Here is a 21,158-nt window from a genome sequence, read left to right on the forward strand (position 1 = left end):
CGATGCTTTAGGCTCAAGGTATCCCACGACAATAACAACAGGCTTACCGATGAGCCCCCCTGAAAAAATGAGCCTCAGCCCGCTGCGCAAGTTCGTTTCTCCTGAAATCATGTTCGGTGCCGGCTGCCGGCACAATGTCGGCAACTACGCCAAGACCTTCGGCGCCCGCAAGGTGCTGGTGGTCACTGACCCCGGGGTCATCGCCGCCGGTTGGGTCGGTGATGTCGAAGCCAGCCTGCAAGCCCTGGGCATCGATTACTGCATCTACAGCGACGTTTCGCCCAACCCACGGGTCGAGGAAGTCATGCTCGGCGCCGAGACGTACCGTGAAAACCACTGTGACGTGATCGTCGCGGTCGGTGGTGGCAGCCCGATGGACTGCGGCAAGGCGATCGGCATCGTTGTCGCCCACGGTCGCAGCATCCTCGAATTCGAAGGCGTCGACACCCTGCAGGTACCCAGCCCGCCGCTGATCCTGATCCCGACCACGGCCGGTACTTCGGCCGATGTGTCGCAGTTCGTGATCATCTCGAACCAGCAGGAGCGCATGAAGTTTTCCATCGTCAGCAAGGCGGCGGTGCCGGATGTGTCGTTGATCGATCCGGAGACGACCCTGAGCATGGACCCGTTCCTCTCGGCCTGTACCGGCATCGACGCGCTGGTGCATGCCATCGAGGCGTTCGTCTCCACCGGCCACGGGCCGTTGACCGATCCTCACGCGCTGGAGGCGATGCGCCTGATCAACACCCACCTGGTGCAGATGATCGCCAACCCGGCCGACGTCGCCTTGCGCGAGAAAATCATGCTCGGCAGCATGCAGGCCGGGCTGGCGTTTTCCAACGCGATCCTCGGCGCGGTGCATGCCATGTCCCACAGCCTCGGTGGCTTCCTCGACCTGCCCCATGGCTTATGCAACGCGGTGCTGGTGGAGCATGTGGTGGCGTTCAACTACAACTCGGCGCCGGAGCGTTTCAAGGTGATTGCCGAAACCCTGGGCATCGATTGTCGCGGGCTCAACCATCGACAGATCCGCACGCGGCTGGTGGAACACCTTATTGCCCTCAAGCACACCATCGGTTTCCACGAAACCCTCGGCTTGCATGGGGTGAGTACCTCGGACATTCCGTTCCTGTCGCAACACGCCATGCATGACCCGTGCATCCTTACCAATCCACGGGAGTCGAGCCAGCGGGATGTCGAGGTCGTCTATGGCGAAGCCCTCTGACGAACAGCAAAAGGCCCTCGCCGGGCTGCTGGGACTGGGCAATCATTCGACGCGCAAGAGCCATTACCCGGAGCTGGCGGCGCGTCTCGCCGAACTGGAGCAGGCCCGACAGCATCTGCAGCAACTCAACGACCAACTGGAGCAACGGGTGGCGGAGCGAACCGATGCGTTGCTGGAGGCCAACCACAACCTGCAACAGCAGATCGCCCAGCGCGAGTTGGTCGAGCAACAGCTGCGCGATGCCCGGGACGCCGCCCAGGCCGCGAACCGCAGCAAGGACAAATACCTGGCCGCCGCCAGCCACGATCTGCTGCAACCGCTCAACGCCGCTCGGTTGCTGATTGCTACATTGCGTGAACGCCAGATGCCAGCCGCCGAGCATCTACTGGTGGAACGCACGCACCAAGCGCTCGAAGGCGCCGAGGACCTGCTCACCGACCTGCTGGATATTTCCCGGCTCGACCAGGCCGCCGTCAAACCCGACCCGGCGCCGTATCGGCTGGATGAGCTGCTCGCGCCACTGGTGTCGGAATTCCAATCGGTGGCCGGCGCCGCGGGCCTGGAATTGCGCGTGCGATTCGCCGATGAAGCGGTGCTGACTGACCTGCGACTGCTGACCCGCATCCTGCGCAATCTGCTGAGCAACGCCTGTCGCTACACCGACCAGGGCGGCATCCTCCTGGCGGCGCGGCGACGGGGAGGGCGCTTGAGCCTGGAGGTCTGGGACACGGGCAGAGGCATTGCCGCCGATTGTCTGGAATCGATTTTCCTCGAGTTCAACCAACTGGATGTCGGCCGCGCGGCGGACCGCAAGGGTGTCGGCCTGGGGCTGGCGATCGTCGAGCGTATCGCTCATATCCTCGGCTACCGGGTGCGGGTGCGTTCGCGGCCGGGACGCGGCTCGGTGTTCAGCATCGAGGTGCCATTGTCTGCCGAAAAGCCACTGCCCCTGGCCCACGCGCCTGCTCAGGCCGTCGCCGGAAACCCGTTGCCTGGGCGCCGGTTACTGGTCATCGACAATGAGCTGAGCATTTTGCAGAGCATGGCGGCACTGCTCGGGCAGTGGGGGTGCGAAGTGCTGACCGCCACCGACGAAGCGGGCGCCTTCGATGTGCTTCAAGGCCGCGCACCGGAGCTGATCCTGGCGGATTTTCACCTCGACCATGGGGTGGTCGGCTGCGAGGTGGTCAAGCACCTGCGCGAACATTTCCAGCAAGCGATCCCCGCTGTGATCATCACCGCCGACCGCAGCGACCAGTGCCGCCGTGCCTTGCGCAAGCTGAATGCGCCGCTGCTCAACAAACCGGTCAAGCCGGGCAAGTTGCGGGCGGTGTTGAGCCAGTTGCTGGGATAGTCGGTCTTCAATTAAACCTGTGGGAGCGAGCTTGCTCGCGATAGCGGAGTGTCAGGCAAACATGTTCCGGCTGACCCACCCCCATCGCGAGCAAGCTCGCTCCCACAAAGGCATCGGAATGGATAACAATATTTTGTGTTATGTTATCCTCTTTCTTTTGGCAGGAATTCTCATTCCTGATCCTGCAAAGCCCCGACTCCTGAGTATCGCCATGAGCCTATCCCCAAGCGCGACAAGCCCGTCCGCTGTCATCGCTCCAACCCTCGCCTCCAGTACCGCAACAACCGCGACGCGCCTGCTCGCCATCGATGCCCTGCGGGGTTTTGTCATGTTGCTGATGCTGGTCGACCACGTCCGCGAAACGTTCCTGCTGCACCGCCAGGTCACTGACCCGATCGATGCATTGAGCGTGACCCCGGACCTGTTTTTCACTCGTTTGCTCAGCACGCTCTGTGCGCCAGTGTTCATCTTCCTTACCGGTTTGTCGGCCTGGCTCTACAACCAGAAACACACCGCCAGCGAGACTTCGGTGTTCCTGCTCAAGCGTGGATTGTTCCTGGTGTTCCTGGAACTCACGTTCGTCTGTTTCGCCTGGAACGCCGAGTTTCCGCCGAAGACTCTGTGGCTGCAGGTCATCTGGTGCATCGGCATCTGCATGATCGCCCTGGCGGCGTTGCTGCACTTCAAACGCAGCTGGCTGATCGTGCTGGGCGTGGCCATCGTTGCCGGGCATAACCTGCTGGATGGTGTGGTGCTGGGGCCGGACTCGCCGTTTTTTGTGCCGTGGTCGATTCTTCATCAGCGGTCGTTCATCGAGATCACCGAGTTCACCCGGGCACGCACCACCTACCCGGTGTTGCCATGGATCGGCGTGATCCTGCTGGGTTGGGCGATCGGGCCATGGTTCGGCAAGGACATCGAAGCGGCCACGCGAGTGCGGCGCCTGCTCAAGGTCGGCATCGGCTTGCTGGTGGCGTTCGTGTTTATCCGTTATCTCAACGTCTACGGTGACAAACCCTGGGTCCAGACCGGAGATGCACTGCGCACCTTCATGAGTTTCATGAGCGCGACCAAGTACCCGCCGTCACTGATGTTCCTGATGCCGACGCTGGCGGTGGGCCTGATCCTGCTGGCGCTTTTCGAAAAAGCCCAGGAGAAGGGCAGCATCGCGATTCTGGCCATCTATGGCGGCGCGCCGATGTTTTTCTACCTGCTGCACCTTTACGTGCTGAAGGCCATGTACCTGCTGGCGGTGTTTATCTGGGGCACCAATCAGGGCGCTTATTTCGGCTTCGAGCACTTGCCGATGGTCTGGTTGTGGAGCGTGTTGTTGAGCGTCGTCCTGTTTTTTCCAACGCGTTGGTTCGCAGCGTTGAAACAACGTCGGCGTGACATCGCGATCCTCAAGTACCTCTGATTTCTGGGCGGAGCGCGTGTTCACGGCGCGCAACCGAGCCATTAAAACGCCGTCATTTGGTCGGCGTTTTTACCTCGAATGCAAAAATGCGCTTCGGTCTGCTTATTTCCTTCTGTAAACTCCCCCCCGCTGCGACAATCGGGCACGGCCTTGGCAGGCCCGATCCAGACCGTTTTGCAGTGTCCCTCACCCAGCTGAAGCCAAGACCTACAAGAAGTCAGCGCCGGAGAGACATAAATGTGAGGCCGATATTGCTCGGCCCCTGTAGGTCCTTCCTCCAGTCCATCGATCCCCGCCCGCTGGCCATGTCGGCATGGGTGCGGACCCTGCTTGAACAGGATTGGGGGACGGAATGGCGTTCCACCCTAGGGATACACACATGTTGAAGAAAACACATACGGCGCTGCTGGGCCTGGCGATGGCGATGGGTCTTGCGACCACGCACGCCGCCGAGCCGAAAAAAGTGGATGTCTTGCTCATTGGCGGCGGCATCATGAGTTCGACCCTCGGCGTCTGGCTCAATGAGCTGGAGCCGGGCTGGACCATGGAAATGGTCGAGCGCCTGGACGGTGTTGCCGAAGAGAGCTCCAATGGCTGGAACAACGCCGGTACCGGGCACTCCGCCCTGGCCGAGTTGAACTACACGCCGGAAGACAAGAACGGCAAGGTCGACATCTCCAAGGCTATCGAAATCAACGAAGCCTTCCAGATTTCCCGTCAGTTCTGGTCCTGGCAGGTCAAGAACGGCGTGCTGAAGAATCCGCGCTCGTTCATCAACTCCACCCCGCACATGAGTTTCCTGTGGGGTGACGAGAACATCGCCTTCCTGAAGAAGCGCTACGACGCTCTCCAGGCCAGTCCGCTGTTCGCCGGCATGCAGTATTCCGAAGACCCTGCGCAGATCAGCAAGTGGGTTCCACTGATGATGCAAGGGCGTGACCCGAGCCAGAAAGTCGCGGCTACCTGGAGCCCGCTGGGTACTGACGTGAACTTCGGCGAAATCACCCGCCAGTTCGCTGCTCACCTGCAAACCAAGCCGAACTTCTCGCTCAAGCTGTCCAGCGAAGTGGAAAACATCACTCGCAACGAGGATGGCTCCTGGCGCGTTTCGTACAAGAACCTGAAAGACGGTACCGAAACCGAGACCGACGCCAAGTTCGTGTTCATCGGTGCCGGTGGCGGCGCGCTGCACCTGCTGCAGATGTCGGACATTCCGGAGGCTCGTGAATACGCCGGTTTCCCAGTGGGCGGTTCGTTCCTGGTAACCGAAAACCCGACCGTCGCCCAGATGCACCTGGCCAAGGCGTACGGCAAGGCTTCGGTTGGCGCGCCACCGATGTCGGTTCCGCACCTGGACACCCGTGTGCTCGACGGCAAGCGCGTGATCCTGTTTGGCCCATTCGCCACGTTCTCCACCAAGTTCCTGAAGAACGGTTCGTACTTCGACCTGCTGACCAGCACCACGACCCACAACGTGTGGCCGATGACCAAGGTCGGTATCGAACAGTACCCACTGGTTGAATACCTTGCCGGCCAGCTGATGCTGTCGGATGAGGACCGCTTCAACGCGCTGAAGGAATACTTCCCGGACGCCAAGCAGGAAGACTGGCGCCTGTGGCAAGCCGGCCAGCGCGTGCAGATCATCAAGCGTGACGAAGAGAAGGGCGGCGTGCTGAAACTCGGTACCGAAGTCGTCGCTTCCCAGGACGGCAGCATCGCCGGTCTGCTGGGTGCCTCGCCAGGCGCCTCGACCGCTGCACCGATCATGCTGAGCGTGCTTGAGAAGGTCTTCAAGGACAAGGTAGCCACCCCGGCCTGGCAGGAAAAACTGCGCCAGATCGTACCGAGCTACGGCACCAAGCTGAACGACAATCCTGAGCGCGTCGCACAGGAATGGGCCTACACCAGCGAAGTCCTGCAACTGGATCCGCCTCCGGCTATCGGCAAGCCAGGCACCGCGGTAGCACCGGCCCAACCGGCTGCTCCTCGCGAGGCCAACCCAGCGGCCGACATGGCGCTGTAAACCGGACGCTGTCTGGTGAGGTACAAAAACGCCGCTCATTGAGCGGCGTTTTCATTTGCAGGCTCGACCCCCCCTGTGGGAGCGAGCCTCTCGCGAAAGCGTTGTGTCAGTTTGCTTAAATGTCGAATGTGCTGCCGTCTTCGCGAGCAGGCTCGCTCCCACAGGGATCAGTGGTGAGGCTCGACCTCGTGGGCGCCCCGAAACCGCGCATCAAAATCCTCGGCCAACTGCGCCAGGGTAATACTGCCCAGACGCTTGAGCAGCAACGCCTGGGCCTCGTCGAAGGCGTCCGTCAGCGCTGCGTTCACCGCTTGTTCCACCAGACATTGCGGGTGGTCGGTCGACAGGCCAAGCGCAAAGATCGACGTGCTGCCCAACGCTTGATGAATATCCAGCAGCGTCATCTCCGAAAGCGGCTTGGCCAGGGCCCAACCACCGCGATGGCCTTTTTCCGACGTGACGTAACCCTGTTCCTTGAGCAATGCCATGGTCCGGCGCACCACCACCGGGTTGGTGCCGAGCATCTGCGCGAGGGTGTCGGAGGTGGCGGATTGCTGGTGGCGGTCCATGTGGATCAATACATGGAGCATGCGGGACAGGCGTGTGTCGTTTCTCATCGGACTGACAGATTCCATGGCTGGGGCAGGTGGGAGTATTACCCGTAATCGCAAAAGTTACGAGACTGTTGACAGCGGCTTTTCAAGAAACTTACGATGTGTCGAGACTTGCCGTGCCATCGAAACCACTCTTGGAGATCGCCCATGGAATACGACGTCATCATTACAGGCGGCAGCTATGCCGGTATGTCCGCGGGTTTGCAACTGGCCCGCGCCCGGCGCAAGGTGCTGGTGATCGACGCGGGCGAGCGTCGCAACCGCTTCGCCGCGACATCCCATGGTTTTCTCGGGCAGGACGGTCGTGCCCCGGACGATATAGCTGGCGACGCCCATGTTCAGCTCATGGCGTACCCGACAGTTGAATGGGTTCGCGACACCGCGACCCAAGCCAGCAGGGATGCCGAAGCTTTTATTGTCGAGACCGCAAACGGCCTGCGTTACCGTTCTCGCCGGCTGTTGCTGGCCACAGGCGTGATTGATGACTTGCCCGACGTGCACGGGCTGACTGAGCGCTGGGGCAAGAGCGTCTTCCATTGCCCGTATTGCCATGGCTACGAGTTGGACCAAGGGCCGATCGGCGTTCTCGCAACCTCGCCGATGTCACTGCACCACGCCCAGATGCTGCCCGACTGGGGGCCGACGACGTTCTTCACCAATGGCGTGCTGGCGCTTGATCCGGAGCAACAGGCGAGCCTCGATCAGCGTGGCGTCACCGTAGTGACCGAGCGAGTGGCGCGTATCGAAGGCGAGCGGGCCGACGTGGTACTGGCCAACGGTCGGGTGGTCGCCATCGACGGCCTGTTCGTCTTGCCGCGTACGCGGGTTGCCAGTCCACTCGCGGCAGCCCTGGGCTGCGCGTTTGAAGAGGGTCCGCTTGGCGCGTTCATCCAGAGTGACGCGATGACCCGGGAAACCAGCGTGCCGGGCATATTTGCCTGCGGCGATGCGGCCATGCCGTTCGGCTCGGTCGCGCTGGCCGTTGGCGATGGGGTGAGGGCGGGCTCGGGGGTACATCGGTCGCTGATCTTCCAAGCCCACCCTTGAGTTTCACACTTGAACAGCCCCGGTTGCCACGGCAAAGGCGAGCATTAACAGGCTGACGCCCCAGGCCCAGAAAAACGTGTAGGCCATGTGCTTGCGCAACTCTACGCCGGACAGTGCCAGGGCCAGATACACGCTGGGTACCACCGGGCTGATGGAGAAGCCGGTGTTCTCACCGATCAGCATGGCCCGGGCCACCGCTTCGAGAGGAACGCCAGCGGCGATGGCGACGTCCTTGATCACTGGCAGCAGGGCGAAATAGTAGGCGTCCGGCGAGAAGATCATTCCAAGCGGGACGCCGAAGAACCCGACAATCACATGCAGGTATTGGGCAGCACCGGCGGGCAGGATGTCGATCAGCGCCAAGGCCATGCCGTCTGACATCTTCGCTCCGGAGAGCACGCCCAGCAGCACGGCGGCGGCCATCATCACCAGAACCATCTGCAACGCATCGGACGCATGGGCCTTGAGGCGTTCGGCCTGGGCGTCGAGGGATGGGAAGTTCAAGGGCAGGGCGATGCCCAATCCGACCATGAAACAGGCGTACAGCGGAAAGATACCGGTAAACAGGCACAGCAGAATGCCGCCGGTCAGGGCCACATTCAGCCAGTAGCGCAGCTGCCGGGGAGAGAGACTGAATTCGCGGCTTTGCATTTGCAGGTCGTCCATGTCACGCGTCGCGGCCGCACCCAGCGACATCGGTTGGCGCCGCTGGGCGCGCGACCCCAGTATCGTCGCCACCCCGAGCATGCACACCAGGCCCACCATCTGCACCGGCAGCAACCCCAGCCACAGCTCGGTGGCATCGAGCCCCGACACGGCAGCGGCCCGCGCAGTCGTCCCGCCCCAAGGCACCATGTTGATGACCCCGGCCGTGGTGCCCACCAGGCACAACAGCATCGTCGGGCTCATGTTCAGGCGCTTGTACAAGGGCAGCAGTGCCGGGATCGTCAGCAGGAACGTCGCGGCGCCGACGCCATCCAGATGCACCACTGAAGTCACCAGAACGGTAACCAGCGCCACCGCCAAGGGCTTGCCGCCCGTGCTGCGGATCAACAGGTTGACCAGCGGATCGAACAAGCCACGGTCGCGCATGATGCCGAAGAACAGGATGGCAAACAGAAACAGCGCGGCGGTCGGCGCGACGGTGACCAGGCCGGCCTTGATGAACTCGCCGATCTGCGCGAGATTGAAGCCGGCGAGCAGGCAGACGACCACGGGAAGGGTGGTGAACGCCACCACCGGACTGATCCGGCGCAGCAATATCAGCCCGATAATGGCAAGCATCATCAGGAAACCCAGGGTTGTAATCATGTTGCAGCCTCTCTTTTTATTGTTGTCGGATGGTGTTGCAGGCGGCGAGTCGGTCAGTCTTCCGGTCCCGGCAGGCGCACGGCCAGGAGCAGGTAGCTCAGGCTTTTTCCATGGCGGTCGAGACCGCAGCTTCGATTCACGCCGCCTTCCAGGGCGTCCTCGAGCACAAAGTTCAACGCCTTCAGGTTCGGCAGTTCATAGCGGTGCACCCTTGAAGGCTGGCGCGTCGCGAACTGCTCGGCGACGAGCTCGCAGGTCAGCACCCGAAGCAGCCAGGGATAATGGGCCGGGTCGTGGGGAAATACCGCGATGCTGAGGATGTTGCCTTTGTCGCCGGCACGGGCGTGGGCGAAGTCGGCGAGGGTGACCAGGCTCATCAGTACCACTCCAGGGCTGTATGGATTTCATCACGCGGCAGCAGAAAGCTGCGGGTGGTAACGGTTTCTGCGAGGTGGCGCCGGACGCCACCGCCGCCAGCCGGTCCGTTGGTGTAGAGCGACTCGACCTCTGCCAAGAGGGTTTCGAGCAGCGATCGGTCAGTGTGGGTCAGGCCGATACGCACCCGCACGTCATCCAGCAAAGGCGCCTCGGCCAGTTGTTTTTGCAGATAACGGCCACCCTGGTCGTTGAACAGGCTGGCGACTCCCGACAGGTCGATCCAGGGCTGTACACCTGGCGCCAAACGATCGAAACGCTGCAGCAGGATGTCGCGCGCCAGGGCGGCACGCGCCACGGCACCGGGGCCTGCATAGGAAATCTCGGCCTCGCCGAACCAGAGTCCGCGCATCCCCGCCAAGCCCTTGAGGGTGTCGGGGCGCGGATGGCCGATCACGCCAGTGACTTCCACCCGGTCGTTCCCCAGGTCCTGTACGTGGGCGGCGCCCAGATCCAGCACGACGTCCGGCGTCAGATAACGTCGCGGGTCATGGACTTCGTAAAGCAATTGCTCCTTGACGGTCTGCTCGCTGACTCGTCCGCCGCTGTTGCGCGTCTTGCCGATGATCAAGCGGCCGTCCTGGTGAATTTCGGCGATCGGGCAGCCGAGGTTGGCCGGATCCGGGATGTCTTTCATTCCGGGATGGGCGAAATAGCCGCCAGTGACCTGGGCACAGCATTCCAGCAGGTGTCCGGCGGCGGTCGCGACGGCCATTTTTTGCCAATCGTCGGCCTTCCAACCCAACCCATGGCGGATCGCGCCTACCGCCAGGGACGGATCCGCAACCCGGCCACACAGCACGATGCCAGCGCCCTCGGCCAGTGCCTGGACGATGCCGTCGGCCCCGGTGTAGACGTTCACCGAAACAGGCTGTTCATCGGCACTCGACGACAGCCATCGTTCATAGCGCGGAGGCGTTTCTTCGAGCAGGTCGTCGCCCAGTACGCAGGCGATTTTCAGCGCCGGGAAACGGCCGGCCAATTCGTCGCGCAACCGTTGCGCGGCGGCCCTGGGGTTGGCTGCGCCGCCGTTGGTGATGATCGCAATGCCGGCTTCGATGCAAATGTCCAGCATGGGTTCGAGGAAGTCGAACAGGCGCGCGGAGTAGCCCGACCGTGGATCGAGGCGCTTGCGCAATTGCGCCTCGGCGAGGGTCCGTTCAGCCAGCAGCTCCAGCATGATGTAGCGCTGGCCGCTGCGTTGCGCCAGGTCCTGGGCCAGGCGTAGCGCGGCGTCGGGCCGATCATTGGCAAAACCTGCGCCACACCCGACGAGAATTGTTTTTGTCATGTTCGTGTTCCACTGAAGGGTGGCCCCATAGTGGAGAGACAGAATTAATCTGTGAATTTTAAAGATAGAATCAATTGATCCAGTAATTTTATGAGCCGGTCATGAACGTTTCTTTCCGACAGCTTCGAGCCTTCATCCTCATCGCCGAGACTTCAAGCTTCACCCGCACCGCGGAACAGTTGCATCTGTCACAACCGGCGCTGAGCTACAGCATCCGCAAACTGGAAGAAAGCATGGGGTTGCAGCTGCTTGCGCGTAATACCCGCAGCGTCGAGTTGACGCCAGCCGGCGAGCATTTCCTGCCCCAGGCCAGGCGCATGCTGCGGGACATGGACGATGCCGTGCGCGATGCTCGCGACACCTTGAGCCTGAGTCGCGGCACGCTTCGGCTCGCGGCGTTGCCCACGGCTGCCGCGTCGTTTCTGCCGATCGCCATGGCTGCTTTCCAGCGTGAAAACCCCGGTGTGACGGTGAGCCTGCTGGATGGCCGCGCCGGAGAAATCCTCGGCTGGGTGCAGCGCGGCGAGGTAGACGCCGGCATCAGTTCGCTGCCTGACGACCTGTCTGGGCTGAGCTTCGAGCGCCTGTTGGATGACAATCTGGTACTGCTGAGCCACAAGCACTCGCAGGGTGACGGCGAGGAGGAGTGGACGCAGCAGCCCTACATTGCCCTGACGCCTGATACGAGCATCCGGCCTTTGGCTGACGCGGCGCTGCGCTATTTGAACGTGGATGCAATCCCAGCCTGGGAGGTGGCGCATATGAGCACGGCCACGGCGCTGGTACGGGAGGGGCTGGGATTCTCTTTATTGCCGGCCAGTTGCACGGCGGTGTTCAACATCGGCGAACAGTGCGCTGTAACCCCGATCGATCAGCCGGCCAAGCGCTCGATCGGGCTGTTGCAGCGCAAGCCGGTGGCACAATCGCCGTCGTTGAGCCAGTTCATGGGACATGTGCGGCGGGTTTTGCGGGGGGGGGTGAGGCGGGCGCTTGATGTGGGGCCGTCTGCCGCCTTCGCGAGCAGGCTCGCTCCCACATTGATCGCGGCGCACGCGGGTTCTTCGTTCACCCGGACCCTTTGTGGGAGCGAGCCTGCTCGCGAAGGCGCCAGCCCGGTCAGCACCGGTCATTGAGTACCGAACATCGCCGTCCAGTAGATCCCCGCATCACTTTTCGGGTCCACCGCATACCCGGCTCCCAGTTCGCGAAATTGCGGGTTCATCAGGTTGGCACAATGCCCGGGGCTGGCCAGCCACCCGTCCACCACTTTCAAAGCCGTGTCTTGCCCAGCGGCGATGTTTTCGCCGATGGCCTGGCCCAGATAGCCGGCCAGTTCGGCGCGGTCGCCGGGCGTGCGGCCATCGCGGTCCTTGTGGTCGAAGAAGTTGTTGTTGGCCATGGCGCGCGTGTGATTCACCGCCGCCAGGGCCAGGGTGGCGTTCCAGGCCAGCGGAGTGGTCGCGGTGTAGGCCTCGGTGCCGCAGCGGCGCGGTTGCGCGCGGGCGCTGTTGATGAGTTTGAGCAGTTTCTGGCCTTCGGCTTGCCAATCGCCCAGTCGTGCCGACAACAGCGGGCGAGCCAGCACGATGCGCCATTCGCGGTCCAGTCGGCTGACACCGACGTCAATGAACTGCGGGTCCAGCACGACCTGGCAGAAACTTTCCTGCACGGCCTTCATCGCCGCTTGCGCGTCGCGCGGCCCGGACAGGCTGATCGCTTGCACGTTGACCATCGGATAGGCCGCCCGGGCCAACGCCTGTTGCAGATCGCCGATGCCATTGGCCGACAGGATCAACCGCGAATCCATCGCCAGCGGCGGCAGCTCCAGGGACGCCTGGCCGGCGCAGCTCTGGGACTGGCTGCGGTAGAGGTTGATGGACTCGACCAGTTTCGTCTCTTCGGTGGCTACCGCACTGACGGCGAACGTCAGCCCCAGCGACAGCGCGGCAAGACGCATGACGGAAAAAATCGCACGCATGTAAATCTCCCTTGAGCGGACGGCGCCTATGATGCGCAATTTTTGCCCCGCTGGGGCAACGGTATTCACGCTCTTTTGAAATCCCAGGGACGGCACCGTTTGGTACCGTTCGGGACGCTCCTCAAGTAGTGGGATCAATTTTCAGGCGAATAGGTCCATTCCATCGTCTTATTTCCGGCTCGCCACATCCAGACACGCACCCGCATTCGACAAATCCTTGCTGAATCTGCGTTCATGCCCAGTGTCGAAATTCTGAGCCGGCAATCAAGCGCGGCTCGTCATTGAACAGAACCGCGACCATGCACGAGAAAACCTACGAATTGCTGGAAGTCGCCAACGGCAAGCCCATCAAACTCTGGACCCAGGGCGTGCCGGTGGAGGCCGAAGCCCGCCAGCAATTGCTGAACACGGCAAAAATGCCATTCATTTTCAAACACCTGGCGGTGATGCCCGATGTGCATCTGGGCAAGGGCTCGACCATCGGCAGTGTCATCCCGACCGTAGGCGCGATCATACCGGCGGCGGTGGGGGTGGATATTGGTTGCGGCATGATCGCCGCGCGCACTTCGCTCGATGCCGCCGATTTGCCGGACAGCCTTCAGGCCCTGCGCAGCGCTATCGAAAAAGCCGTGCCCCATGGGCGCAGCCTCAGCCATGGCGGACGCGACAAGGGCGCCTGGAACAATGTCCCACGCGAGGCTGACCAGGCGTGGGTCGCGCTGGCCGCGCGCTTCAAGGCGATTACCGACAAATACCCGAAGCTGGCCCGGACCAACAACCGTCAGCATCTGGGTACGCTGGGCAGCGGTAATCATTTCATTGAAGTGTGCCTGGATGAGGCCAACCGGGTCTGGTTCATGTTGCACAGCGGTTCCCGGGGCGTGGGCAATGCCATCGGCAATCTGTTCATCCAGTTGGCCCAGGCCGACATGCGCCAGCACCTCGCCAATCTGCCGGACCGTGACCTGGCCTACTTCGAGGAGGGCAGCCGGCATTTCGACGATTATGTCGAAGCGGTGGGCTGGGCCCAGGATTTCGCCCGGCAGAACCGGGCCTTGATGATGGACGCGGTGATACGCGCCGCCCGGCAGGTCATCGGTAAACCATTCGAAGTGGCGCTGGAAGCGGTGAATTGTCATCACAACTATGTGCAGAAAGAGCGACACTTCGGACACGACGTACTGGTGACGCGCAAGGGCGCGGTGTCGGCCAGGAAAGGCGAGTTGGGTATCATCCCCGGTTCGATGGGCGCCAGGAGCTTTATCGTGCGCGGCCTGGGCAACGAGCAATCGTTTTGTTCGTGCAGCCACGGTGCCGGCCGGGTCATGAGCCGGACCGAGGCGAAAAGGCGTTTCAGCGTCGAGGATCAGGTCCGCGCGACCGCCCATGTGGAATGCCGGAAAGACGCTGCGGTGATTGATGAAATTCCGATGGCATACAAAGACATAGACAAGGTAATGCATGCACAACGTGAACTTGTCGAAGTGCTGCATACGCTGCGTCAGGTCGTGTGCGTGAAAGGTTAGCGGAGCCAGCATGTTGAGCATTGTCGAGCAGGCAGCCAGTGAAGCGTTGCGCCAGCGAATGGAGGCGGCCGGTTGCGCTTTCGAATTCCTGGCGCTTGCTCCCGAGGCGGATGTAATCGTCGATCAGTCGCTGCACCGCCAGGCCGTGGACCGACTGTTCCAGCACATCGAGGCACAATGGCTTGAACGAGATCGCCAACTGCGCCTTGATCCGCGCTATGCCGATATCGCCCCACCGAGCATGCACTGGGACCTGAGCAAGGCCGTTCCCAAGGCGCTGGGTCAGGATCAGGTCATTCGGCTCATGCGCGCGGGAAAGACTGAACGCAACCCGCAAGCCTATGCCTTGTACGACGCGTTTTGCGAGCCGCCCTACAGCACCCGCTTCAACAACGACACGCCCCAGGCGCTGTTCAGAGAGTGGCTCGATTTGCTGGGGCTTGTGCCGGATAGCGGCGTGGTGGTGCTGGACTGGGTCGACAACTTCAACTTCAACGGATTGGCCAGCGACGAGCCCGATCCCGCCCGGGATCCCTGGAGCGACTATTTCGATGATGGTCTGGAGTGGTGGGGGGTGTGGTGCCTGAGCATCTGGAATCCCGAGCGCCGGACCCTGGGTGTGCTGGCGGCGAGTACGACGGATTGAGCGCTTCCACCGCTGGGCAGCATCGGACTGACAAAAAAACCGTGGCGAGGGAGCTTGCTCCCGCTCGGCTGCGCAGCAGTCGTAAATAGGCTACTGCGGTCTGCCTGACGAAATGCAAGGGCTTGCTGCGCAGGCCAGCGGGAGCAAGCTCCCTCGCCACGGTGTTTATGGTGGCCGAGGTCTTCGCGAGCAGGCTCGCTCCCACGGGTTCTGTGTTTATTCGTCGATATTGCGTTGGTGTTTCTTTAACCGATAGGCGAACTGCGCCCGGCTCAAGCCCAGTGACCTGGCTGCCGCCGCCAGGTTGCCGCTGTTCAGTTGCAGGGCTTCGTTGATCAGGCGCGACTCCAGGCCATCGATGGAGAAGTCCGCGTCCCATTGGCTCAGGGACGGCAACAACGGCGCCTTCGCCGTAGCGTCGCTCGCGGCCGGCGCCAATGACGTGAGCCCGCCATTGCCGTCCACCGAATACGCATCCGCCGGCAATCGCTCGTCGCGAAACAGATGCACCAGGTCAATGGCCTGGCCTTCTTCGCTGGCAATCAAGCCGCGTTCGATGAGGTTCTGCAGTTCCCGCACGTTGCCAGGGAAGTCGTAGCGCAGCAGCATCTTCAAGGCGCGCATGGTCAGGCCCACCGGTGTACGGCCGTATTCCAGGCAGAAGCGCTTGAGAAAGGCATTGATCAGCAACGGTATGTCATCGCGGCGATCGCGCAAGGGCGGGAGGGCGATGGGATAGACGTTGAGCCGGTAGAACAGGTCTTCGCGAAACTCGCCTTGCGCCACGGCTTTGCGCAGATCGAGGTTGGTCGCCGCGACCACTCGCACGTCGACCTTGATGGCATGGCCGCCACCGACCCGCTCGATTTCCCGCTCCTGCAACGCGCGCAAAAGCTTGCCTTGGCCGGCCAGGCTCAGGCAGGTGATTTCATCGAGGAACAACGTACCGCCATCGGCCCGCTCGAAACGGCCGGGGCGTGAATGGGTGGCGCCGGTATAGGCACCGCGCTCGACGCCGAACAGTTCGGCTTCGATCAGGTTGTCCGGTATCGCCGCGCAGTTGAGGGCGATGAACGGCCCCTGGCGGCGCCGGCTCAGTTGATGCAACTGACGGGCGAACATTTCCTTGCCCACGCCAGACTCGCCGGTGACCAGCACGGTGGCCGGTGTCAAGGCGACCCGCTGCAGAGCCAGCGTCGCCGCGTTGAACGCCGCGCTGGCGCCAATCAGCGGTTGTTCGCTGTCAGGCAGCGGATCACTGGCAGCCATTGGGTCGGGCCTGGCGCCGGACGGCAAAGGCGCCGCCGGCTGTGAGGCATTGAGGTAGCTCAGGTCGCGCTCGATATCGCCCCATTGCTCAGCGGTCTTGCCGACGACACGACAGCGCTCATGCCCCATGCCCCGGCATTCCACTTCGCGAAAGACCACCAGTTGCCCGAACAACCCGCTGACGAAGCCGATCGCGTACCCCAGCTCGGTCCAGCACACCGGATCCTGCCCGGTGCCATAGGCGGCGATGTGTTCGTCGGCTTCGCAGGAGTGGTGCCAGAGAAATTCCCCCTCGTAGAACCCCGATTCCGCATCGAACTTGAAATGCAGCGGCTCGACCTTGGTCATGCCTTCGAGGGTATGCAGGTGCGTGCCTGCGCGAAACACCGCGGCAGCGTCGGCGTGGGGCCAGCGTTCACGAATCAGCCGGGCGTCCCGGGCGCCGGAGCAATAGCCGGTGCGGGTGAGCATGCCCCGGGCCTGCTCCAGCCCCTGGCGCTCGATGATTTCCCGACGCAACGCGCCGAAGGACGAACTGTGCAGCAACAACATGCGTTGGTCGTTGAGCCAGATACGCCCGTCATCGGGGGAGAAAAACAGGCAGTTGGTCAGTTCTGCCGGGGTTGGCGAGCTGCTGTCGCTCAGTTCCTTGCTATCGCCGCGTGGACGAAAAGGCTCGGCAGCGATCCGCTCCGGCAGCGGACAGTGGGGATTATTCATTGTTATTGCCCCTGAGGTGGTAGTCGAAATGAACACCTGGCCAGATAGTTATTAAGCATAACTTTATCAAATGAACAAGTGGCGATCGGCCAGCGGCTGGTTCGACGCCAGCAACGCTGCCCTTTGCCAGCCGGAGAGCCTTGATCCAGAGCCTTGCGCCAAGTTTGTGCAGGACCGCGGGTGAATTCGGCACACGGCTTGCTCAGCCACTCCTACGGCGTTTGCGCCAGCGTCGGCAAGGCGTGGCAAACGATGACAACAACAAAGAGCCGGGAGCTTTAAATGTCTGCATCCGAAAACCACCTGCTAGCCCAGGTGATCGCGTCCGAATGTGTCTTCAACGGGAATTGGGTGCCTGCCTCGGGCCCGTTGCTGACTATCATCGAGCCGGCCACCGGTGAGGCGCTGATGCGCAGTGCTTCGGCCGATGCTGCCGATATCGCCAAGGCCAGTCGCGATGCGGCCCTGGCGCAACCGGCCTGGGCCGCCCTCGGTCCACGGGAACGGGCGGCGATCTTTCGCAAGGCGGCTGACGTCGCCGAGCGCTCCTTCGCGGAACTGGCGCTGTACGTCGCACGGGAAACCGGCGCGGCCTTGTTCAAGGGCCAACACGAGGTGCGCGAGGCGATCGTCTTGTTGCATCAGGTCGCCGGCATGCTGTCTCAGGCCCATGGCGTGGTGCTGCCCAGCGAGGCAGGGCGCCTGTCTTATGCGCGGCGCTTGCCCCATGGTGTGATTGGAGTGATCTCGCCGTTCAACTTCCCGCTGGTGTTGTCGATGCGCTCCGTGGCGCCGGCCCTGGCGGCGGGCAATGCGGTGGTGCTCAAGCCGGATCCGCAGACGCCGGTCAGTGGCGGCTTTCTGATCGCCCGTCTCTTCGAAGCCGCGGGCCTGCCCAAGGGCTTGTTGCAGGTATTGCCCGGTGCGGCCGACGCGGGGGAAGCGCTGTGCCGTGATCCCAACGTCAAGATGATCGCCTTCACCGGTTCCACCGGCGCCGGTCGCAAGGTGGCCGAAGTGGCCGGGCGCAACCTCAAGAAAGTCGCGCTGGAGCTGGGCGGCAAAAACCCCTTGATTGTCCTCGAAGACGCCGACCTGGACCTCGCCGCCCGCAATGCGGCCTGGGGCGCCTGGTTGCATCAGGGGCAGATCTGCATGGCCACCGGGTTGATCCTCGCCCATGAGTCGATTGCTCAGGCCCTCATTCAGAAACTGGTGGATAAAGCCCAGGCGTTGACCGTCGGCAACGCCGCCCGCGAGGAAGCCGCGCTCGGACCGTTGATCAACCAACGCCAGTTGCAGCGCGTGCACGACATCGTCAATGACAGCGTGCGCGCCGGGGCGAGGCTGGAAACCGGCGGTAACTACGACCGTTTGTTTTATCAACCGACCGTGCTCAGCGGCGTGAAGCCGGGCATGCGTGCCTTCGAGGATGAAGTCTTCGGTCCGGTGGCGAGCGTGGTCAGTTTCGCCAGCGACGAGGAAGCCATCGAGCTGGCCAATCGCAGCGAGTACGGCCTGTCGGCGGCGGTCATTTCACCTTCGGTGGGCCGGGCCATGGCCATTGGCGAGCGATTGCAGTGCGGCATGCTGCACATCAACGACCAGACTGTCGCCGACGAGTGCATCAACCCGTTCGGTGGGCGCGGCGCTTCGGGCAATGGCGGCAGCGTCGGCGGCCCGGCGGACTGGGACGAGTACACCCAGTGGCAGTGGGTCACGGTCAAGGACAAGGCGCCTATCTATCCGTTCTGACCGGTCGGTTTCAACGGGCAGATAAAAATAACAAGAGGACTCAACATGAAACTCGACAACAAAATTGTACTGGTGACCGGCGTCTCGTCGGGCATCGGTGCCGCCACGGCGAGCCTGCTGCGTGCCCACGGCGCCCAGGTGATCGGCGTGGACCTCAAGGCGCCGCACCAGACCCTGGACGGTTTTGTACAGGGTGACCTGAGCAGCGCCGAGAACATCGACCGCCTGCTGCCGCAGCTACCCGCACGGTTCGATAGCCTGTGCAATATTGCCGGGGTGCCGGGCACCGCCAATCCGCAACTGCTGGCGCGGGTCAACTACCTCGGATTGCGCCACTTCAGCCAGGCGTTGCTGCCACGCATCAATGCGGGCGGCAGCATCGTCAATATCGCCTCGATCCTTGGCGCCGAATGGCCGCTACGCGTAGAGCAGCACAAGGCGCTGGCGCGCAGCGAAGGGTTTGCCGCCGGGCAAGCCTGGCTGGCTGATCACCCGGTGCCGGACCAGACCTGCTACCAGTATTTCAAGGAAGCCTTGATCGTCTGGACCTATCTGCATGCCCAACCCTGGTTCCTGGAGCATTCGGTGCGCATGAACTGTGTCGCGCCGGGGCCGGTCTTCACGCCCATCCTCGACGACTTCGTGAGCATGCTCGGCGAGGCCCGGACCCAGGCCGATGCCCATCGCATGAAACGTCCCGCCTACGCCGATGAGGTAGCGGCGGTGATCGCCTTCCTGTGTGCCGACGAGTCGCGCTGGATCAACGGCGTCAACCTGCCCGTCGATGGTGGATTGGCCTCCACCTACGTTTGAGAACCCAAGCCGCCACCCGAGCGGGTTGCAGCAAAGCCATGCCAAACAATAACAATAATGAGAGCACCCCATGGACAACCTCAAAGACAGCTTTGGTTTCAAGCATTGCGCGCTATTCCTGGCGCTCTGCAGCAGCGGTGTGATGGGCGAGAGGGCCGAGGCCATGCAAATGGACCTGGGTGACTCCGACTGGAAACTGCGCTGGGACAACACCATCAAGTACAGCCAGGCCTGGCGCCTGCACGGACAGGACAGCCGTCTGGTCAACGCGCCGACCGCCAATGGCCTGTACCCCTCGATCCAGAGCCAGGGCGACAAGAACTTCAGTCGCGGCCTGGTCTCCAACCGTCTCGACCTGTTTTCCGAAATGGACCTCAGCCGGAAAAACTACGGGCTGCGGGTCAGCGGCGCGGCCTGGTACGACGATATCTACAACCAGGACACCGACAGCAGCGAGCAACCACATTTTCTCAGCGAAACCCGCGAGCTGCATGGACGCGACGCTGAGATTCTCGATGCCTTCGTGTTCCTGCGCGGAGACCTCGGGGATGACTCCCAAGGCGTGGCGCGTCTTGGACGCCACAGCCTGATCTACGGCGAAAGCCTGTTCTACGGCGGCAACGGCATTGCCAATGCCCAGGGGCCGACCGATGTGGTCAAGTTGCTCAGCGTGCCGGGCACACAGTTCAAGGAGATCCTGCGGCCGGTCAATCAGATTTCCGGGCAGTTGCAGATCAACCCGCAGCTGTCGGTGGGCGCCTACTATCAGTTCGAGTGGGAACGTTCCAACCTGCCCGGCGCCGGGAGCTACCTGAGCGACGCCGACGCCATCGGTTACGGCAGCGGTCCGCTGCGTGAGGTATTCGGCAACGACACGGTGAACGGCGGCGACCTGAAACCGCGCAATTCGGGGCAGGGCGGTATGCAGATCCGCTTCAAGCCGGCCGGCACCGAGCTGGAGCTGGGTTTCTACGCGGCCCAGTATCACGACAAGGCGCCGATCGGCTTGTATGCCTACCTGGACGGTCCGGCGGCTGCGGCCAGCGGACTGCCGATCCTCGGCTCCTATCGCCAGGTCTACGCCGAAGACATCAAGACCGCCGGCGTCAGCTTTTCTACCGCTTACGGTCCGTTCAACTTTGCCGGTGAATCGTCGGTGCGCTGGAACGCGCCGCTGGTGAGCAACCTGCAAGTAGTGACCCCCGGTATGCAGGCCGATGGCGGCGACGATGCGCTGTTCGCCCGAGGCAAGACCGCGCACGTCAATCTGTCGGCGATCTACCTGCTGTCGCCCACCGCTTTCTGGGACGGCGGCTCGGCCCTGGCCGAGCTGGCCTGGAACCGGACCCTGAGCGTGACCGAGAACGCTGCCGCGCTGGATTCCAATACCACCCGGGATGCCACGGCGTTGCGAGTATTGATGGAACCGGCGTACTTCCAGATCGTCGACGGGATCGACCTCACCGTGCCGATCGGCATGGGGATCGTGCTTGATGGACGTTCATCGGCGGTGAACAAATCCGGCTTCGGCAATACCCATTCCGGCGACTGGAGCGTCGGCCTCAAAGCCACCTACCTGCAGCGCTGGGATGTCGGCCTCAATTACGTGAACTTCTTCGGCGCACCCAAGGCTGGGCTGCGCGAGGACGGCAATTTCAGTTACGGCCAGTCGTTGGCCGACCGCGACTTCGTCTCGCTCTATGTGAAAACCTCATTCTAACAAGGTGGATTCGC

16 protein-coding genes and 1 pseudogene are annotated in these 21,158 nt (G+C 62.5%); 11 read left to right on the forward strand and 6 right to left on the reverse strand.

The features are described from left to right. Nucleotides 1-67 precede the first annotated feature (67 nt). From ercA to mqo, 4 genes are all read left to right on the forward strand, one after another. Nucleotides 68-1,225, forward strand: a complete 1,158-nt coding sequence (ercA, locus tag J3P89_RS11880) for an alcohol dehydrogenase-like regulatory protein ErcA (protein ID WP_305501237.1) — start codon at nucleotides 68-70, stop codon at nucleotides 1,223-1,225. Then, a complete protein-coding gene (locus J3P89_RS11885) occupies nucleotides 1,209-2,579 on the forward strand; it encodes an ATP-binding response regulator (RefSeq protein ID WP_434697629.1) in 1,371 nt (456 codons plus the stop codon). Before ercA ends, J3P89_RS11885 begins: the two co-directional genes overlap by 17 nt. A 211-nt stretch (nucleotides 2,580-2,790) precedes the next feature. Next, nucleotides 2,791-3,996, forward strand: coding sequence for a DUF1624 domain-containing protein (locus tag J3P89_RS11890; RefSeq protein WP_434697630.1), 1,206 nt, complete (start codon nucleotides 2,791-2,793; stop codon nucleotides 3,994-3,996). A 379-nt stretch (nucleotides 3,997-4,375) separates the two neighbouring features. Next, nucleotides 4,376-6,019 (forward strand): malate dehydrogenase (quinone), encoded by a 1,644-nt coding sequence (gene mqo, locus J3P89_RS11895; RefSeq protein WP_434574026.1) that lies wholly within the window; start codon nucleotides 4,376-4,378, stop codon nucleotides 6,017-6,019. 167 nt (nucleotides 6,020-6,186) lie between these two features. Here mqo and J3P89_RS11900 read toward each other — a convergent pair whose 3' ends face one another. Then, nucleotides 6,187-6,636: an Rrf2 family transcriptional regulator gene (locus J3P89_RS11900; RefSeq protein ID WP_434574027.1), complete on the reverse strand. Its 450-nt coding sequence runs from the start codon at nucleotides 6,634-6,636 to the stop codon at nucleotides 6,187-6,189. Nucleotides 6,637-6,780: 144 nt separating this feature from the next. Here J3P89_RS11900 and J3P89_RS11905 point away from each other — a divergent pair, with 144 nt between their 5' ends. Next, entirely contained in the window at nucleotides 6,781-7,680 is a 900-nt protein-coding gene (locus J3P89_RS11905; protein WP_434697631.1) for an NAD(P)/FAD-dependent oxidoreductase, read from the forward strand. A gap of 3 nt (nucleotides 7,681-7,683) precedes the next feature. On the opposite strand, the gene J3P89_RS11910 is transcribed toward J3P89_RS11905, so the two are convergent. From J3P89_RS11910 to J3P89_RS11920, 3 genes are read right to left on the reverse strand one after another with little or no spacing between them, the layout of a single operon-like run. Further along, nucleotides 7,684-8,991 carry a CitMHS family transporter gene (locus J3P89_RS11910; protein ID WP_434657707.1) on the reverse strand — a complete coding sequence of 436 codons (1,308 nt, stop codon included), beginning with the start codon at nucleotides 8,989-8,991 and terminating at the stop codon, nucleotides 7,684-7,686. 53 nt (nucleotides 8,992-9,044) lie between these two features. Then, complete coding sequence (locus tag J3P89_RS11915) at nucleotides 9,045-9,368, reverse strand: AtuA-related protein (protein ID WP_434574033.1); 324 nt, start codon at nucleotides 9,366-9,368, stop codon at nucleotides 9,045-9,047. After that, nucleotides 9,368-10,717: an acyclic terpene utilization AtuA family protein gene (locus tag J3P89_RS11920; RefSeq protein WP_434697632.1), complete on the reverse strand. Its 1,350-nt coding sequence runs from the start codon at nucleotides 10,715-10,717 to the stop codon at nucleotides 9,368-9,370. Before J3P89_RS11920 ends, J3P89_RS11915 begins: the two co-directional genes overlap by 1 nt. 101 nt (nucleotides 10,718-10,818) lie before the next feature. Between J3P89_RS11920 and J3P89_RS11925 the strand changes: the two are divergent. Continuing rightward, nucleotides 10,819-11,685, forward strand: a pseudogene (locus J3P89_RS11925) (LysR family transcriptional regulator); the annotation flags it as partial. Between the two features lie 158 nt (nucleotides 11,686-11,843). Here J3P89_RS11925 and J3P89_RS11930 read toward each other — a convergent pair. Continuing rightward, nucleotides 11,844-12,695 carry a CAP domain-containing protein gene (locus tag J3P89_RS11930; protein WP_305500875.1) on the reverse strand — a complete coding sequence of 284 codons (852 nt, stop codon included), beginning with the start codon at nucleotides 12,693-12,695 and terminating at the stop codon, nucleotides 11,844-11,846. A 299-nt stretch (nucleotides 12,696-12,994) separates the two neighbouring features. Between J3P89_RS11930 and J3P89_RS11935 the strand changes: the two genes are divergently transcribed. Both J3P89_RS11935 and J3P89_RS11940 read left to right on the forward strand, forming a co-directional pair. Continuing rightward, nucleotides 12,995-14,221: an RtcB family protein gene (locus J3P89_RS11935; protein ID WP_434697633.1), complete on the forward strand. Its 1,227-nt coding sequence runs from the start codon at nucleotides 12,995-12,997 to the stop codon at nucleotides 14,219-14,221. Nucleotides 14,222-14,231: 10 nt separating this feature from the next. Then, nucleotides 14,232-14,867, forward strand: coding sequence for a hypothetical protein (locus J3P89_RS11940; protein WP_434697634.1), 636 nt, complete (start codon nucleotides 14,232-14,234; stop codon nucleotides 14,865-14,867). A gap of 216 nt (nucleotides 14,868-15,083) precedes the next feature. Here J3P89_RS11940 and J3P89_RS11945 read toward each other — a convergent pair whose 3' ends face one another. Further along, the gene (locus tag J3P89_RS11945) at nucleotides 15,084-16,856 is read right to left on the reverse strand and encodes a sigma 54-interacting transcriptional regulator (protein WP_434697635.1); all 1,773 of its coding nucleotides are present in this window, start codon (nucleotides 16,854-16,856) and stop codon (nucleotides 15,084-15,086) included. A gap of 282 nt (nucleotides 16,857-17,138) precedes the next feature. Between J3P89_RS11945 and J3P89_RS11950 the strand changes: the two genes are divergently transcribed. The 3 genes from J3P89_RS11950 (at nucleotide 17,139) to J3P89_RS11960 (ending at nucleotide 21,144) form a co-directional block, all read left to right on the forward strand. Further along, complete coding sequence (locus J3P89_RS11950; protein WP_434697636.1) at nucleotides 17,139-18,611, forward strand: benzaldehyde dehydrogenase; 1,473 nt, start codon at nucleotides 17,139-17,141, stop codon at nucleotides 18,609-18,611. 45 nt (nucleotides 18,612-18,656) lie between these two features. Next, entirely contained in the window at nucleotides 18,657-19,424 is a 768-nt protein-coding gene (locus J3P89_RS11955) for a coniferyl-alcohol dehydrogenase (protein WP_434697637.1), read from the forward strand. Nucleotides 19,425-19,494: 70 nt separating this feature from the next. Further along, a complete protein-coding gene (locus J3P89_RS11960; RefSeq protein WP_434697638.1) occupies nucleotides 19,495-21,144 on the forward strand; it encodes a DUF1302 domain-containing protein in 1,650 nt (549 codons plus the stop codon). Nucleotides 21,145-21,158: the final 14 nt, after the last annotated feature.

Source organism: Pseudomonas sp. Z1-14 (assembly GCF_051132005.1).
In the GTDB taxonomy this organism is placed as follows: Bacteria; Pseudomonadota; Gammaproteobacteria; order Pseudomonadales; family Pseudomonadaceae; genus Aquipseudomonas.

Bases quoted from the DNA above. Each gene is read 5' to 3' on its own strand.
- ercA (WP_305501237.1), top strand. From the start codon at position 68: ATGAGCCTCAGCCCGCTGCGCAAGTTCGTTTCTCCTGAAATCATGTTC.
- J3P89_RS11885 (WP_434697629.1), top strand. From the start codon at position 1,209: ATGGCGAAGCCCTCTGACGAACAGCAAAAGGCCCTCGCCGGGCTGCTG.
- J3P89_RS11890 (WP_434697630.1), top strand. From the start codon at position 2,791: ATGAGCCTATCCCCAAGCGCGACAAGCCCGTCCGCTGTCATCGCTCCA.
- mqo (WP_434574026.1), top strand. From the start codon at position 4,376: ATGTTGAAGAAAACACATACGGCGCTGCTGGGCCTGGCGATGGCGATG.
- J3P89_RS11900 (WP_434574027.1), bottom strand. From the start codon at position 6,636: ATGAGAAACGACACACGCCTGTCCCGCATGCTCCATGTATTGATCCAC.
- J3P89_RS11905 (WP_434697631.1), top strand. From the start codon at position 6,781: ATGGAATACGACGTCATCATTACAGGCGGCAGCTATGCCGGTATGTCC.
- J3P89_RS11910 (WP_434657707.1), bottom strand. From the start codon at position 8,991: ATGATTACAACCCTGGGTTTCCTGATGATGCTTGCCATTATCGGGCTG.
- J3P89_RS11915 (WP_434574033.1), bottom strand. From the start codon at position 9,368: ATGAGCCTGGTCACCCTCGCCGACTTCGCCCACGCCCGTGCCGGCGAC.
- J3P89_RS11920 (WP_434697632.1), bottom strand. From the start codon at position 10,717: ATGACAAAAACAATTCTCGTCGGGTGTGGCGCAGGTTTTGCCAATGAT.
- J3P89_RS11930 (WP_305500875.1), bottom strand. From the start codon at position 12,695: ATGCGTGCGATTTTTTCCGTCATGCGTCTTGCCGCGCTGTCGCTGGGG.
- J3P89_RS11935 (WP_434697633.1), top strand. From the start codon at position 12,995: ATGCACGAGAAAACCTACGAATTGCTGGAAGTCGCCAACGGCAAGCCC.
- J3P89_RS11940 (WP_434697634.1), top strand. From the start codon at position 14,232: ATGTTGAGCATTGTCGAGCAGGCAGCCAGTGAAGCGTTGCGCCAGCGA.
- J3P89_RS11945 (WP_434697635.1), bottom strand. From the start codon at position 16,856: ATGAATAATCCCCACTGTCCGCTGCCGGAGCGGATCGCTGCCGAGCCT.
- J3P89_RS11950 (WP_434697636.1), top strand. From the start codon at position 17,139: ATGTCTGCATCCGAAAACCACCTGCTAGCCCAGGTGATCGCGTCCGAA.
- J3P89_RS11955 (WP_434697637.1), top strand. From the start codon at position 18,657: ATGAAACTCGACAACAAAATTGTACTGGTGACCGGCGTCTCGTCGGGC.
- J3P89_RS11960 (WP_434697638.1), top strand. From the start codon at position 19,495: ATGGACAACCTCAAAGACAGCTTTGGTTTCAAGCATTGCGCGCTATTC.